Raw genomic sequence first — 14,575 nt, 5'->3', positions numbered from 1 at the left:
CGCCGTACTGGTTTAAAGTTAATCCACTATAATGGCGTACCGATTTAAAGTTCGCACCCCTAGATTCACTGTACAATACCCCATCCCTTCAATCTTCAGATTGTTGTAAACAAAAGACAGCCTCCTGTTTCCTTTACAATCCATTGAAACTGACACAACCTGCCAATCCACGCCAAACCGACCGCACCCTCTGCCCATCGCCGCCTGCACCCGGTTGCCGTCCGAACCGATAAGAATTTATCTTATTGTTTATATTTAAAATTTCCAACACATCCAAACCACCATGCCTTTATTGGGCTTCCATACCGCACAATATTAAGAGAAAATATAACTAACTGTATTTATTCCATTTACCGCCATTGCAAATAACTACCGATATTCTCGTCATATCATTAACAATAAATTACAGAAAACAGTATAATAACCAACCTAGTCCCTTTTCCCATTTCATCTTATGACTGCAGTACCCGACTCTTCCCGTACGCTCTCTGTCAAGCCGGCAAACAGAATGACCGCCGACACAGTCAGCCCTGCACTGCTGCCCCAACAAGCAGCAGGCAATCGGTACGCCGGTACTGCCTATCAAGTCAACAAAATCACCTACGCCTCCGGTCTGACACGCCTGGCAACAGCGCCCAAGCCGCAACCCAAACCTGCCGAACTGACACCTGAAGAAGAATTCTCGCTATTGCAAAACAGCGAGCAGCAAGGCATTCCGACCGAACACCACTTATCTGCCTATACCCGCCTGGCCGAAGCAGGAATGCCGGAAGCGCAGCACGTCCTGATGCGCTTTTACCAAGAGCGCAACGAACCCCAAATGTACCACTGGGCGCAGCTTGCCTCAGCGCAAAACTCCGCCGAAGCCCAATACTGCCTTGCCTACCGCCACAGCCTGAAGCCTGATTTTGAAAGCGCAATCAAGTTGTACCGACAAGCGGCGGAACAAGGATTTGCCCCTGCACATTGGCAACTGGGAAAAATGTACTACCGCGGTATCGGCATGAAAGCCGACTCAGCCCAAGCCGAAATCCATTTACGGCAGGCAGCGGAAGCTGGGTTTATCGCCGCACAAGTTATGTTGGGCGACTTGCTTGCCGCGCAAAATCAGGCGGAATCCATGACCTGGTATCGGAAAGCCGCCGCAAAAGGCAGCGGGGACGCCGCCGCCGCTTTGGCGCAGCACAGCCTGACAGGCAAACTGACCGGACGCGACGACCCGCTCCAAGCCATGCGCCACACCCGTTTCGCCGCAGACCGACGCCATCCGGAGGCCTTGCGCATTATGGGCGACCTCTACCGCTACGGACTCGGCGTCAAAGCCGACCCGCACGCAGCGCACGACTATTACCACCGTGCCGCAACACTCGGCTGCGCCACCGCCATCCAAAAGCTGCTCAGCGATGCCGCGCTGCACAACCCCCAACAGTATGAACAAATCCGGGAAGCCGCCCTGTTCTTCCAAAAAACAGAACAAACCTTCCGCAATGCCGAAGCATGCCATTACGGCATAGGGACGGCGGTGGATTACGACCGCGCCAGAAAACTTTATCTGGAAGCCGCCGAATTCCATCACAAAAATGCCGCCGCCGCATTGGGCAAATTGTATTATTACGGACAAGGCGTCGAAACCGATTTCCAATCTGCCGCCCACTGGTTTGAAATCGCGGCGGAACAAGGCCATACCGAAGCGCAATACTATCTGGCACGACTCTATTACCACGGGCAAGGCGTCTCCAGCCATATCCCTACCGCCTGCCGCTGGTTGCAGGCAGCCATCAGCGGCTGTTACGGAAATCCCGATGCCTTGCGCCCCCTGTTGGCAAAATGGCAAAAAGAAGCAAGCCGTTAAACCTGACGGCATCCCGCTATAAAATCCAAACTTATATAGTGAATTAAATTTAAATCAGGACAAGGCGAGGCAACGCCGTACTGGTTTAAAGTTAATCCACTATAAAACAAATGGCTCTAGACCAACAGAAATACTCTGTTAGACTAGAGCCAATCGTTTTCAGACGACCTCCCCCAGACAAATCAACATCAGTCAGCGAAATGATCCACCTTGCTGCACTACCCCTATCCGAGGAAACCCCATGCGCGCCGTTATTCAAAAAGTAAGCCATGCCCAAGTTGATGTCCTGAGCGAAGGACACCGAGAAACCAGCGGCAAAATCAATCACGGCTTTTTGATTCTTTTAGGCATTACACACGATGACAACGAGACCGATGCCTCCTATATCGCCGACAAAATAGCCAATCTGCGCATTTTTGAAGATGAAGCCGGAAAATTGAATCTGTCGCTTAAAGACACGGGCGGCTCAGTCTTGCTCGTTTCACAGTTCACTCTCTACGCCGATGCGCGCAGCGGTCGCCGCCCCTCTTTTTCCGAAGCCGCCCCTGCCCGGCAGGCAGAATCCCTGTATCAACGCACCGCCGAATTATTGCGCGCCCACGGTCTGACGGTAGAAACCGGCCGCTTCCAAACCCATATGCAGGTTTCACTCTGCAATGACGGTCCTGTCACCTTGTTGCTGGATTCCAAAAAACTGTTTTAAAACAAACACGATCAACCGCATGTTGACCAAAATTCAGATAAGCCAGCGAAGGCTTAGGGCAAAAAATATAGTGGCTTAACTTTAAACCGACGGCGTTACCTCGCCTTAGTTCAAAGAGAACGATTCCTCTAAGGTGCTGAAGCACCAAAGTGAATCGGTTCTGTACTGTCTGTACTGTGCGGCTTCGTCGCCTTGTCCTGATTTAAAGTTAATCCACTATAACGCTGAGGTCGTCTGAAAAACTTATTCGCGGTTGCGCGCGTGCCAGAAATAACGCCACACGAAGCAGGGGAAGGCGAATATCAGGTAGAGGCAGACTACGGTGGCGTAAAACTCCCAGTCTTGATGCTGTACCGCGCCGGCACGAGACTCAAGGATGTAGGCGAGGACGGCGGTCAATATGAAGCCTGCCGCCAATTCGACGAGGTGATGCCCGAAATGTTTGCGCTTGAGCGGAAACACGCCGAAAAATTTGGTGGTAACGAAGGGGGCATTGGCGAAGATGAGTGCCAATACCAAAAGGATGTACATGGATGCGGTCATGATGGTGTGTCTTTCTGTTTTCAGACGACCTCTTTGATTCAAAGGGTCGTCTGAAAAAACAATCTTGGGCTGCGTATCTTAACAAAAACGGCAGCCTCTGACACGGCTGCCGTTTCGGTTTATCGCCTTACAAAGTGTTTTCCAAAGCCTTTGCGCACCAGTCAATCATCGTTTGCGGCATAACGCCCCACAAAACCAACAAGAACGCATTGACGCTTAGGAAGAATTTGGCGGCATAGTTGCTGCCGATGGGTTGGTCATGAGTGGGTTCGTCGAAATACATGACTTTAACCACGCGCAGGTAGTAGAACGCGCCGATTAAGGACATAACGACCGCGAAGACCGACAACCAAACGTAATGGAATTTCAGCAACACCATGATGACGCCGAATTTGGCGTAGAAGCCCATCAGCGGCGGAATACCTGCCATAGAGAACATGACCAGCAGCATCAGTAAGGCAAACCAGGCATGGCGTTGGTTCAAGCCTGCCAAATCTTTGATTTCTTCACACTCGATATTGTCGGTGGACAATACCATCAATATGCCGAAGCCCGCAGCCGCCATCAAAGCGTAAGTAATGGCGTAATACAGACCCGCAGTAGAGCCGATTGAGCCTGCCATAAACGCCAGCAGGATAAAGCCCATGTGCGACACAGTCGAATAGGCAAGCATCCGCTTGATATTGGTCTGCATAATCGCGGCAAGATTACCGACCACAAGCGACGCAACGGCAAGGACGGCAAACATAGGCGCCCAGTATTGATGCACTTCGCCAAAACCGGTCAGCAGAATACGGAAGGCAAACATCACAGCGGCGATTTTCGGCGCTGTACCGACAAAGGCGGCAACGGATGTCGGCGCGCCGTGATACACGTCGGGCACCCACATATGAAACGGCACCGCGCCCAGTTTGAACGCTATCGCCACGACGATAAACACCAGCCCCAGTTTCAACAGCCATTCGTTGGCGATCTCGCTGTACGACGACGCCAAAACAGTGGCGAAGTCGAGCGAATGCGTCGCGCCGTAGACCATCGAAATGCCGTAGAGCAACAGGCCGGAAGCCAGCGCGCCCAAGACGAAATATTTGAGCGCGGCTTCGGCGGAGCGGCCGGAATCGCGGCGCAGCGCAATCATGGCATAAAGCGACAGCGACAAAAGTTCCAAACCAATATAGGCGGTCAGGAAATGCGCCGCACTCACCATCACGCTCATGCCTAACAGAGCGAACAGCGACAAAGTGTAAAACTCGCCTTTAAAAATACCGCGCGCCTGATTGTACGGTTTGCTGTAAATAAACAGCCCGAAGGTCAGCCCGTACAACACCAGCTTGGACAGGCGCGACATACCGTCGGCGATATACATCCCGTGAAACGCCAGCGTACTGCCCTGCTCCCACACCGCCAGCTGCGTAACCGCCACGATAATGACGGTTCCCAAGCTCATCAAATGGGTCAGATAGCGGTTTTCATCACTAATCCACAAATCTGCCAGCAAGACGGCAATCAGCAGCGCAAACAGCACGATTTCGGGCATGGCAGGCATTAAGTTCAAATCAATCAAGTTCATTCGCACACCTCAAATCTTGCTTTGCGCCACATGGGCAATCAAATCGTTTGCCGCCTGATGCACCACTTCGATAAATGCCTGCGGATACAGGCCCATACCCAATACCGCAACCGCCAAAATCGCCAGAATCGCAAATTCGCGGCAGTTGATGTCTTTCATATCGGCAACGTGCGGATTGCCGACCGCACCGAAAATCACGCGCTTATACATCCACAGCGTGTAAGACGCACCGTAAATCAGCGTCAGCGCCGCCAGCGCGCCCACCCAGAAATTCACTTTGACCGCGCCCATAATCACCATGAACTCGCCCACGAAGCCCGAAGTCGCCGGCAGACCCGCGTTTGCCATCGCAAACAGCATCATAAACGCCGCAAACTTGGGCATCACGTTCACCACGCCGCCGTAATCGGCGATATTGCGCGTGTGCAGGCGGTCGTACATCACGCCGATACACATAAACATCGCCGCCGACACGAAGCCGTGCGAAATCATCTGAATGACCGCGCCTTTCAACGCCCAGTCGTTCAACTGGCCGTTAATGAACAAGAACATCCCCAAGGTAACGAAACCCATATGGCTGATGGACGAATACGCCACCAGTTTTTTCATATCGGTCTGCACCAACGCGACCATACCGATGTAAATCACCGCAATCAGGCTCAACACGATGATGACCGGCGCGAAATAGCGCGACGCGTCGGGCAGAATCGGCAGGATGAAGCGCAAAAAGCCGTATGCGCCCAATTTCAGCGTAATCGCCGCCAACACCATCGAACCGCCGGTCGGCGCCTCAACGTGGGCATCCGGCAGCCAAGTGTGCACGGGGAACATCGGCACTTTCACCGCAAACGACAGGAAAAACGCCACAAACAAAAGCTGTTGTACGCCCAGCGGAATCTGTTTGATGTTTTGGAAATCCTCAATCGAAAAGCCGCCGACTTGGTAAGACAGATACACAATCGCCACCAACATCAGCAACGAACCCATCAGCGTATAGAGGAACAGCTTCACCGACGCATACACGCGGCGCGGACCGCCCCACACGCCAATAATCAGGTACAGCGGAATCAGCATACCCTCGAAGAACACATAAAACAGCAGGGCATCCCGCGCTGAAAACGCGCCGTTAATCAGGCCCGACATGATTAAAAACGCCGCCATATACTGCGCCGGACGCTTCTGAATCACTTCCCAACCCGCCAGCACCACCATCAGCGTGATAAACGCGTTCAGAATGACAAACAGCACCGAAATACCGTCCACACCCAGCGAATAGTTGATTCGCAAAAGCGGAATCCACTCGTGGAACTCGGTAAACTGATAGCCGCCGCTCAAACGGTCGAAACCCGTAAACAAGGGCAGCGTTACCAAGAAACCGGCAAGCGCACCGATTAAAGCGAGCACGCGGGCAAGCGGCGCACGGCTGTCCGGCCCCGTCGCCAAAACCAGCACGCCCGCAGCGATGGGTATCCATATTGCCAAGCTGAGTAGGTAGTTGGAAAACATAGTGGTTAACCTGTGGTTAAAATAAAAATATAGTTGTGTGGGTTGATTTTTCAGACGACGTTTCAGGAGGTCGTCTGAAAAAGGTTATGTGTATTTTGCGTATGGCGGAATCAATAAAAACATATATCTGCTGTCATTCCCGTGTAGGCAGGAATCCAGCAAGTAGGTTGGTTCTAGATCCAACCTAGCCCACCTCCACCTTAACTTCATCCAATCAAGGATTATTTCCGATACTTGTCTTGGATTAAAACATCTAATTCAGCCAAATTTTTAATTTTTGATTGTTTGACCAATACAGCTCTTAACTTCATACTCAAATCAATATATTTGGAACCTTCACTTGCTCCATGCGCCGAACGAAACTTGTTGTCTTTGTCTCTTAAAAATTTTTCTACGGGGTCATTGAGTAATGGATATTTATCAGGATACTCTTGGCAAAGCATTTCAGAAAAAACCGAACGGCGAGTAGAAACTCCACATTCTTTTAGCCAATCAATTTGTTTGGCAACAACACTATCTTTATCAGCAGATGGTGCATCAAAAACTGCTTGGATAGCGCAACATAATTTTCGGAAATCTGAAGACTTACCCTTCCTCGTCCATGTTTTATCTTGAAAACGATTACCTATCCCTTTACCTTTATTCTCATTCTCCCAGGACCATAATTTATTAAATTCCACATAAAAATCATCATTTCCTATCTCTCCACTAGCACATTGATTAATAAGATTTTTTAATTTTTCACGCACAGTTTGATGATTTTTCATCTGTATTCTCCGTGCTTTAATCAATTCTTGATTATAAGGTGGTATTTTCAAAGATAATCCGTCTATTGCTGATCTACTAGAAGCTGATTTCTTATAGCTAACTTCAGCTTCTTTATATCCCTTAAGCCAATCTTCCGATACTGGGATAGATTTCATCGCAATTTCATCAGCCCAAGATTTGACTTTTATAAAATCCTGCTCAGAAATTTTAGTCAAAATATTTGCTTCATAATTGCTATTAAACGCAGCATGAGTCAAATTTGAAGAACCGATTAAAGCATAATATTCATTCTTATCATTCTTCCAAAATACAGCTTTAGGATGAAAACCCTGAATGCCTTGAGCTACCATCAATGTGAATTTCAAATGGGACGGAAGCCATTTCAACACTTTCCGAATAGCCTCTTTTTTAGACAATCCGAAATCTTGTCCAAAAATAAATTTAAACTCTTGCAATTTGCTATTGAGCTTATTTTTTACATCCCAATGAGTGAGATACGCAGAGAAAATATACAGCTCTACTGCCTCTGAAACAGCTTTCTCATATATTGAAATCAGTTCCTTATCATTTGATGTATCTGAATGTAAAAACAACTGCGTCATCTCTTCTTACTCCAACCTACAATTCCATTGCAGCCTGAAACCCTCTTTTCAGACGACCTCAAACACTGCCTTCTTTCTCGATCACCAAAATCCGCGCTTCGCCGCACGGATGGGCAACGTGTTCCGTGCCGATTCCTGCGTAGAAGATGTCGCCGCTTTTTAACTGAACGATGTGTTCTTCGCCGTTTTCTCGGTAGTGCATATCGACTTCGCCGTCCATCACGGCAAACACTTCCTCGCCGTCGTTGACGTGCCATTTGTAGGGCTGATCCGTCCAGTGCAGACGCACGGTGGTGCCGTTCATATTGGCGATGTCGAGTGCGCCCCATGCGCGGGAAGCGGTAAATTCGGCGGAGCGGATAGTTTGTGTGTCGGACATTTTCGCGCCTCTTTGATTCTGTATCTAGATAAACCTGTCGATACAACTGTTTCTTAAAATCCCGTCATTCCCGCGCAGGCGGGAATCTAGAACGTAGATTTTAGGAAACCTTTTTCCTTGACAGGTTTATGCGCCGATAGGTCTGGATTCCCGCCTGCACGGGAATGACGGCAGTCGGCAAACTCAGTATCTATCCAAGTAAATCAATTATGAACGAAATGTTGCCTACGCCCCGTCGGTACGGTTGGTTTCCATCTCCAGTTTAATGAATGCATCAATCATACTGCGCCAAACCGCTTCGGCTACTTCGGGCGACAAACCGGCCTTTTCGGCATAGGCACGACGCGAGGCAATCACTTGAGCCACCCGTTCGGGCGCGGAAACCGCCTTTACATCGCTTTTAGGCTTCAGACGGCCTGCCTGCCGCACCAGCTTCTGCCGGCGGACGAGCAATTCTATTAATTCCTTGTCCAAGCCGTCGATGGCTTCGCGGACTTCGTCTAGGGTTTGCGGTAATTTGTCTTCAACCATTGTTTCTCGTGTTTCCTTTTTCAGACGACCTCTACACCGGCTACGGACAGGTCGTCTGAAACTCTGCCTTTATCGGAACAATCCCCAGAAGGTCATGCCGAGCAGTACCAATACGCCGAATACCATAGCGGCGGCATAGGTGTAGATAAAGCCGGTTTGGGCTTTACGCACTTGCGCGGCAATCGCGCCGACCAGTTTGGCGGAGCCGTTGACAATACCGTTGTCTATAATGGCAGTATCGCCGACTTTCCAGAAGAAATTGCCCAACGCGCGCGTGCCTTTGGCGAAGACGTTGAAATACAGGGCGTCGAGGTAGTATTTGTTTTCAAACAAAACGTAAACCGGACGGAACGCCTGCGCGATTTTGGCGGGCAGGTGCGGCAGTTTGACGTACAGGAGCCATGCGCTCAATACGCCTGCGATTGCAAGATAGAGGACGGGCGAATGCAGGCTGTGCGACACCATCGCCAATGCGCCGTGGAACTCTTCCTTCATGATGTGCATGGTCGGATGCGCGTCGGCGTTGACGAAAATCACGTCTTTGAAGAAATCGCCGTAGAGCATGGGTTCGATGGCGATGTAGCCGATGATGACGGACGGAATGGCAAGCAGAATCAGCGGCAGGGTAACGACCAGCGGGCTTTCGTGCGGATTGTCGTTTTTGCCCAAGCCGTGATGTTCTTCGCCATGGTCGTCTGAATGGTGTTCGGGCAGGCTGCGCCATTTTTCTTCGCCGTGGAACACCATAAAGTATTGGCGGAACGCGTAAAACGCGGTAACGAACACGCTGGCGAGGACGGCAAAATAGGCAAAGCCGCTGCCCGGCAGGGTGCTGTATTTCGCCGCTTCGATAATCGAATCTTTGGAGTAGAAGCCGGAGAAGAATGGCGTACCGATCAGCGACAAGTTACCGATCAGCATGGTCAGCCAAGTAATCGGCATGTATTTTTTCAGATTACCCATATGGCGCATGTCTTGGTCGTGGTGCATACCGATAATCGCGCTACCCGCCGCCAGGAACAGCAAGGCTTTAAAGAAGGCGTGGGTCATGACGTGGAACATCGCCACGGAATAGGCGGACGCGCCCAGAGCCACGGTCATGTAGCCCAGTTGCGACAGGGTGGAATACGCAACCACACGTTTGATGTCGTTTTGAATCACACCCAAGAAGCCCATAAACAGGGCGGTAATCGCGCCGATTACCATAATGACCGACAGCGCGGTGCTGCTCATTTCGTAAATCGGCGACATACGCGACACCATGAACAGACCCGCCGTAACCATCGTCGCGGCGTGAATCAATGCGGAAATCGGGGTCGGGCCTTCCATCGAATCGGGCAGCCAGACATGCAGCGGAAACTGTGCCGATTTACCCATCGCGCCCACAAACAGCAACAGGCAGGTTACGGTAATCAAAGACCATTCCACACCGGGGAAAAGCTGGATAGTGGCATTTTGTACGTTGGGCAGATAGGCGAATACGTCCTGATAGCGCAGGCTGCCGCCGAAATAGGCAAGCACCAAGCCGATACCGAGCAAAAAGCCGAAGTCGCCGACGCGGTTGATCAAAAAGGCTTTCAGGTTGGCAAAAATCGCGCTCGGACGTTTGAAATAGAAACCGATCAAGAGATACGATACCAAGCCCACCGCTTCCCAACCGAAGAAGAGCTGGATGAAGTTGTTGCTCATAATCAGCATCAACATGCTGAATGTAAACAAAGAAATATAGCTGAAGAAGCGTTGGTAGCCGACTTTTTCATCGTGCATATAGCCGATGGTGTAGATATGCACCATCAACGACACGCCCGTTACCACGACCATCATCATCGCCGTCATCGTATCGACCAAGAAGCCGACGGAAAAATCCAAACCGCCCATCGTCAGCCAGGTATAGACGTTCTCGTCAAACTTGGCGCGGCTGCCGTCGATAAAGCCCCACAGCACATAGGCCGACAGCACGGCGGACACCGCCACGCCGAGTATCGTAACCGTATGCGCGCCGGCACGTCCGATTTTATTGCCGAACAAACCCGCAATCAGCGAGCCTGCCAAAGGCACGAGGGCAATGATGAGATATAAAGTCATGTCGTTCATTTTGGATGAACCTTTTTGATTTTAGGAGTTTTCTAAACTTCAGACTGCCCGAAAGGTTTTTTAGATTGGCTTGCCAATTCGACACTTTCAAGCTGCCTTCGTATCTTTATTAATGGGTTTTCAACCCATACTGCACGCTAAATACTCAAATCTGATAAAGCTGTCCTTCAAGACAACGGGCTTTAATTGATCATGTTATTTTTTCGTCGGGGTTAGCCCAACCTACCGCATCAGGTCGTCTGAAACGGTCTGAAATCGCTTTTCAGACAGCCTCTATTCTTCCAGATTGACTATCAGTTTTTGTCTAACGGTTTTTGTCTAACGGTAATCTTTACATACTTCTATTTTCAGAGAACGCCAAAATTTTTTTGGGCTAACACCCTCTCTTTTAATGAAAAACTGGTCATCAGCATAAAGCAACATATCTATTTCTTTACCATTTTGTGTAAGGCTATAAAACTCACGACTCGGGTCGCCAAAATCGTCTTTATATTTAGCCAACTTCATGCCGTTATCCAAATATATTTTTTGTTTGACCAGTCGGTAAGTACCACGTCGTACCTTTCCAGACTCACCCTCTCTCTGCATGCAATATTGACGATTTGGAAACAAGGCAACAGTCACATGGTTTATTTTTCTTCCAGGAGGCCCCAAAAACGGATTTAGATATAACCCTGCCGGACGGCTGCTTTTAGCCAGCGCAACGCTAGAAGAGCAAGCGATCAAAAAAGCTAATAAGCCTAGCTTGGCATAATTCGATATATTTCTCATTTTTTATATTGGTTGGCGACCATACACTTGTAAACATATTGGGAAGGGGATCTGCATTTTCAGACGACCCTCGTCGCCCTAACCTTTCAACTCGTCCAAATCGGCAACATTAATCGTTTGTCGGTTACGGTACACCAGCACCATAATCGCCAAACCGATGGCGGATTCGGCAGCGGCGACGGTCAATACGAAGAATACGAAAATCTGTCCGGCGGTATCGCCCAGATGCTGCGAGAAGGCGATAAAGTTGAAGTTCACTGCCAAGAGCATCAGCTCGATCGACATCAGCAAGACCAGCACATTTTTACGATTCATAAAGATGCCCATCGCGCTGATACCGAACAGGAGCGCGCCCAATACCAGATAATGCGTCAAGGTAATCATGCTTTGCCCTCCTCTTTCGGCTTGAGGTCGTCTGAAACTTCGTTTTCTTCCGCAGATTCGGTTTGCGGTTTCACGGCTTCCATTTTCACCAAGCGCATACGGCCTTGGTCGGCGCGCACTTTAACTTGGTCGGCAGGATCCATACGTTTCGGATTGGTGGTTTTGCGGTGAACCAGCGCAATCGCCGCTACCATACCCAACAGCAGCAATACCGCCGCCAGTTCGAACGGCAGCAGATAATCGGTATAAATACGGCTGCCCAAATCGCGGATGTTGTTGTAATCCGCAGGAATGTCTTTCATCAAACCAAATGCGGCAAGGTCGGTTTTCGGGTTGACCAGAATCAGAATCAGCGCAACCGCCAACAGCGTACCGACCACACCGGCAACAGGCGCATGACGCCAGAAACCGGCGCGCATTTCCTCGATGTCGATATTCAGCATCATCACGACAAACAGGAACAGCACCATCACTGCGCCGACGTAAACCACCACCAGCGTCACACCCAAAAACTCTGCCTGCATCAGCATCCAAATCATCGCACTCACGCAGAAGGTCAGCACCAGATGCAAAGCGGCGTGAACAGGGTTTTTAGCGGTGACGGTACGAACCGCACCGTACAAAACGATGGCGGCAAGGATATAGAACAGAATCGCGGAAAAAGTCATTCGTCTGCTCCTTAACGGTACGGCGCGTCAGCGGCTTTGCGTTTGGCGATTTCGGCTTCGTATTTATCGCCGATTGCCAATAGGATCGGCTTGGTCATGTGCAAGTCGCCTTTTTTCTCGCCGTGGTATTCAAAAATATGTGTTTCCACAATCGCATCGGTCGGACACGCTTCTTCGCAGAAGCCGCAGAAGATGCATTTGGTCAGGTCGATGTCGTAACGCTTGGTGCGGCGCGTACCGTCTTCGCGTTCTTCCGATTCGATGTTAATCGCCATTGCCGGACACACCGCCTCGCACAATTTACACGCGATGCAGCGTTCCTCGCCGTTCGGATAACGCCGCTGCGCGTGCAGACCGCGGAAACGCACCGATTGCGGCGTTTTCTCTTCGGGGAAATAAATCGTGTCTTTGCGGGCGAAAAAGTTTTTGAGCGTTACGCCCATGCCTTTTACCAACTCGCCAAGCAGAAAGGTTTTAATTAGATTAGCCATTGGATATAGCCCTTTATTAGGGTTTAGTTATTCAGCATAAAATCATGCTTCAAATTTAATTAATTTTTTTCTAATTTCAAGCACAACATTATTTTTAAAATCATTGATAGCCTTTTCATTTAGAATCTCTTTACTTTCATCGATAACCTTGTCATTTAGATTCTCTTCACTTCCTTTTAATTCCCGTCTTTTCTTTACAATAAAGTTTCTTATATCGATAGCTATATCTTCAACAGTAGCCTTTTTCTTTTGTCCTTTTTTAGTATCAAAAAAATCATATTCAATTTTATTAAAGCAACATCTTATAAAGAAATTACTTTTTCTAATTAAACTCACATAAGAAGGATACAATGGCAATCCATAACTAGCTTCTATGAATTGTATTACTTCTTTATCCTTATATTCTGGTTTTCCCATTAAATTAAGTGATTCTTGAGAAAATAAATACAAGTCTTTAATTCGTTCTGCCATAGCTGCTTCTCTTGAAACAGCTATGGCACTTATTAATTGCAATAAAGCAATAATTACCGCCACCATAGAGACTACAAGACTAAGTCTACTAAGCCAATCACCCGACATATTAAATTCTCCTTCTCATTGAATTATTAACAATTATTTCAAACGTCGTCTGAAACTTATTTCCACAAATTCAGCGGCGAAATCATCCACAGACCCAAAATCACGATATAGGCGAAGCCGATGGGAATCAGCACTTTCCAGCCCAAGCGCATGATTTGGTCGTAGCGGTAGCGCGGGAAGGTGGCGCGTATCCACAGATACCAGTACAGCACCGCCGCCATTTTCACGAACATCCAGAATGCGGAAGGCGTGCCGATAAAGCCCCAGCTTTGCGGGAAGGGGGACAGCCAGCCGCCGAGGAACATCAGCGAAGTCAGCGCGGCAATCAGAATCATGAAAATGTATTCGGCAAGGAAGAACAGCGCGAATGCGAAGCCGGAATATTCGACGTGGTGTCCGGCAACGATTTCGGACTCGCCCTCTGCCACGTCAAACGGTGCGCGGTTGGTTTCGGCAACGGCGGAAATCAGATAGACGATGAAGATTGGGAAGAGCGGCAGCCAGTTCCACGAGAACACGGAACCGCCCGCGATGCCTTTTGCCTGCGCGGCAACGATGTCGGAGAAGTTCATGCTGCCCGACACCATCACGACACACACCAGCGCGGCGCTCATGGCAATTTCGTAGGAAATGCTTTGCGCGGAAGCACGCATTGCGCCCAAGAACGAATATTTGGAGTTGGAAGCCCAGCCCGCGATAATCACGCCGTAAACCGACAGCGAGGTAATCATCAGGATGTACAAAAGGCCGATATTGATATTGGTCAGCACCCATTCTTCGTTGAACGGAATCACCGCCCACGCCGCGAAAGACGGGGCGAGCGACATAATCGGACCAATATAAAACAGGGCTTTGTTTGACAGCTTCGGACGGGTAACTTCTTTAAACAAGAGTTTGAACACGTCGGCAAACGGCTGAATCAGACCCCACGGGCCGGTTACGTTCGGGCCGACGCGAAGCTGCATGAAGCCGATGACTTTACGTTCGAAATAAGTCAGGTAGGCGACGGTCAGAATCAGCGGAATCAGGATAATCACGATTTTGACGATGACGGACACCACCAAGCCCACAGTGATGCCCAAATCGCCCAGACCGAGCGTTGCGGCAAAGAGGTTTTGGAACCATTCCTGCATA

Annotated in this window: 15 protein-coding genes; 2 read left to right on the top strand and 13 right to left on the bottom strand. The window is 49.5% G+C overall.

What is annotated here, in order from left to right; all coding sequences use genetic code 11:
* Nucleotides 1–508 precede the first annotated feature (508 nt).
* Together HMPREF2726_RS04040 and dtd are read left to right on the top strand one after the other, a co-directional pair.
* Entirely contained in the window at nt 509–1,852 is a 1,344-nt protein-coding gene (locus HMPREF2726_RS04040) for a tetratricopeptide repeat protein (protein WP_094113209.1), read from the top strand.
* 241 nt (nt 1,853–2,093) lie between these two features.
* Nucleotides 2,094–2,555 (top strand): D-aminoacyl-tRNA deacylase, encoded by a 462-nt coding sequence (dtd, locus tag HMPREF2726_RS04035; RefSeq protein ID WP_003776157.1) that lies wholly within the window; start codon nt 2,094–2,096, stop codon nt 2,553–2,555.
* A gap of 243 nt (nt 2,556–2,798) precedes the next feature.
* Here the strand turns inward: dtd and HMPREF2726_RS04030 are convergent, their stop codons facing one another.
* The 13 genes from HMPREF2726_RS04030 to nuoH all read right to left on the bottom strand — a co-directional run bounded on the left by HMPREF2726_RS04030 (nt 2,799) and on the right by nuoH (nt 14,574).
* Nucleotides 2,799–3,098: a DUF2818 family protein gene (locus HMPREF2726_RS04030; RefSeq protein ID WP_009175028.1), complete on the bottom strand. Its 300-nt coding sequence runs from the start codon at nt 3,096–3,098 to the stop codon at nt 2,799–2,801.
* Nucleotides 3,099–3,225: 127 nt separating this feature from the next.
* Complete coding sequence (nuoN, locus tag HMPREF2726_RS04025) at nt 3,226–4,668, bottom strand: NADH-quinone oxidoreductase subunit NuoN (protein ID WP_070602282.1); 1,443 nt, start codon at nt 4,666–4,668, stop codon at nt 3,226–3,228.
* A gap of 9 nt (nt 4,669–4,677) precedes the next feature.
* Nucleotides 4,678–6,174 (bottom strand): NADH-quinone oxidoreductase subunit M, encoded by a 1,497-nt coding sequence (locus HMPREF2726_RS04020; RefSeq protein ID WP_070602280.1) that lies wholly within the window; start codon nt 6,172–6,174, stop codon nt 4,678–4,680.
* Between the two features lie 221 nt (nt 6,175–6,395).
* Nucleotides 6,396–7,544, bottom strand: coding sequence for a phospholipase D family protein (locus HMPREF2726_RS04015; RefSeq protein ID WP_070602278.1), 1,149 nt, complete (start codon nt 7,542–7,544; stop codon nt 6,396–6,398).
* Between the two features lie 58 nt (nt 7,545–7,602).
* Nucleotides 7,603–7,923 (bottom strand): cupin domain-containing protein, encoded by a 321-nt coding sequence (locus HMPREF2726_RS04010; RefSeq protein WP_070602276.1) that lies wholly within the window; start codon nt 7,921–7,923, stop codon nt 7,603–7,605.
* 225 nt (nt 7,924–8,148) lie between these two features.
* On the bottom strand, nt 8,149–8,454 hold the full coding sequence (locus tag HMPREF2726_RS04005) for a chorismate mutase (RefSeq protein WP_070602274.1): 306 nt from the start codon (nt 8,452–8,454) through the stop codon (nt 8,149–8,151).
* Nucleotides 8,455–8,523: 69 nt separating this feature from the next.
* Nucleotides 8,524–10,548: an NADH-quinone oxidoreductase subunit L gene (nuoL, locus tag HMPREF2726_RS04000; protein ID WP_003759433.1), complete on the bottom strand. Its 2,025-nt coding sequence runs from the start codon at nt 10,546–10,548 to the stop codon at nt 8,524–8,526.
* Nucleotides 10,549–10,866: 318 nt separating this feature from the next.
* A complete protein-coding gene (locus HMPREF2726_RS14645; RefSeq protein ID WP_009310875.1) occupies nt 10,867–11,319 on the bottom strand; it encodes a hypothetical protein in 453 nt (150 codons plus the stop codon).
* A 78-nt stretch (nt 11,320–11,397) separates the two neighbouring features.
* Nucleotides 11,398–11,703, bottom strand: coding sequence for an NADH-quinone oxidoreductase subunit NuoK (gene nuoK / locus HMPREF2726_RS03990; protein WP_002215628.1), 306 nt, complete (start codon nt 11,701–11,703; stop codon nt 11,398–11,400).
* A complete protein-coding gene (locus HMPREF2726_RS03985) occupies nt 11,700–12,371 on the bottom strand; it encodes an NADH-quinone oxidoreductase subunit J (RefSeq protein ID WP_070602272.1) in 672 nt (223 codons plus the stop codon). Before HMPREF2726_RS03985 ends, nuoK begins: the two co-directional genes overlap by 4 nt.
* 11 nt (nt 12,372–12,382) lie before the next feature.
* On the bottom strand, nt 12,383–12,862 hold the full coding sequence (nuoI, locus tag HMPREF2726_RS03980) for an NADH-quinone oxidoreductase subunit NuoI (RefSeq protein ID WP_070602270.1): 480 nt from the start codon (nt 12,860–12,862) through the stop codon (nt 12,383–12,385).
* A gap of 42 nt (nt 12,863–12,904) precedes the next feature.
* The gene (locus HMPREF2726_RS03975; protein ID WP_070602268.1) at nt 12,905–13,441 is read right to left on the bottom strand and encodes a hypothetical protein; all 537 of its coding nucleotides are present in this window, start codon (nt 13,439–13,441) and stop codon (nt 12,905–12,907) included.
* A gap of 56 nt (nt 13,442–13,497) precedes the next feature.
* Entirely contained in the window at nt 13,498–14,574 is a 1,077-nt protein-coding gene (nuoH, locus tag HMPREF2726_RS03970; RefSeq protein WP_003681683.1) for an NADH-quinone oxidoreductase subunit NuoH, read from the bottom strand.
* Between the last annotated feature and the right edge of the window lies 1 nt (nt 14,575).

It is taken from the genome of Neisseria sp. HMSC074B07, from assembly GCF_001810355.1.
GTDB lineage: Bacteria > Pseudomonadota > Gammaproteobacteria > Burkholderiales > Neisseriaceae > Neisseria.
The sequence above is the reverse complement of the archived record's forward strand: the minus strand, read 5'-3'. Positions and strand labels throughout refer to the sequence as shown.

Bases quoted from the DNA above. Each gene is read 5' to 3' on its own strand.
- dtd (WP_003776157.1), top strand. From the start codon at position 2,094: ATGCGCGCCGTTATTCAAAAAGTAAGCCATGCCCAAGTTGATGTCCTG.
- HMPREF2726_RS03985 (WP_070602272.1), bottom strand. From the start codon at position 12,371: ATGACTTTTTCCGCGATTCTGTTCTATATCCTTGCCGCCATCGTTTTG.
- nuoK (WP_002215628.1), bottom strand. From the start codon at position 11,703: ATGATTACCTTGACGCATTATCTGGTATTGGGCGCGCTCCTGTTCGGT.
- HMPREF2726_RS14645 (WP_009310875.1), bottom strand. From the start codon at position 11,319: ATGAGAAATATATCGAATTATGCCAAGCTAGGCTTATTAGCTTTTTTG.
- HMPREF2726_RS03975 (WP_070602268.1), bottom strand. From the start codon at position 13,441: ATGTCGGGTGATTGGCTTAGTAGACTTAGTCTTGTAGTCTCTATGGTG.
- nuoI (WP_070602270.1), bottom strand. From the start codon at position 12,862: ATGGCTAATCTAATTAAAACCTTTCTGCTTGGCGAGTTGGTAAAAGGC.
- HMPREF2726_RS04015 (WP_070602278.1), bottom strand. From the start codon at position 7,544: ATGACGCAGTTGTTTTTACATTCAGATACATCAAATGATAAGGAACTG.
- HMPREF2726_RS04005 (WP_070602274.1), bottom strand. From the start codon at position 8,454: ATGGTTGAAGACAAATTACCGCAAACCCTAGACGAAGTCCGCGAAGCC.
- nuoN (WP_070602282.1), bottom strand. From the start codon at position 4,668: ATGAACTTGATTGATTTGAACTTAATGCCTGCCATGCCCGAAATCGTG.
- HMPREF2726_RS04020 (WP_070602280.1), bottom strand. From the start codon at position 6,174: ATGTTTTCCAACTACCTACTCAGCTTGGCAATATGGATACCCATCGCT.
- nuoH (WP_003681683.1), bottom strand. From the start codon at position 14,574: ATGCAGGAATGGTTCCAAAACCTCTTTGCCGCAACGCTCGGTCTGGGC.
- nuoL (WP_003759433.1), bottom strand. From the start codon at position 10,548: ATGAACGACATGACTTTATATCTCATCATTGCCCTCGTGCCTTTGGCA.
- HMPREF2726_RS04030 (WP_009175028.1), bottom strand. From the start codon at position 3,098: ATGACCGCATCCATGTACATCCTTTTGGTATTGGCACTCATCTTCGCC.
- HMPREF2726_RS04010 (WP_070602276.1), bottom strand. From the start codon at position 7,923: ATGTCCGACACACAAACTATCCGCTCCGCCGAATTTACCGCTTCCCGC.
- HMPREF2726_RS04040 (WP_094113209.1), top strand. From the start codon at position 509: ATGACCGCCGACACAGTCAGCCCTGCACTGCTGCCCCAACAAGCAGCA.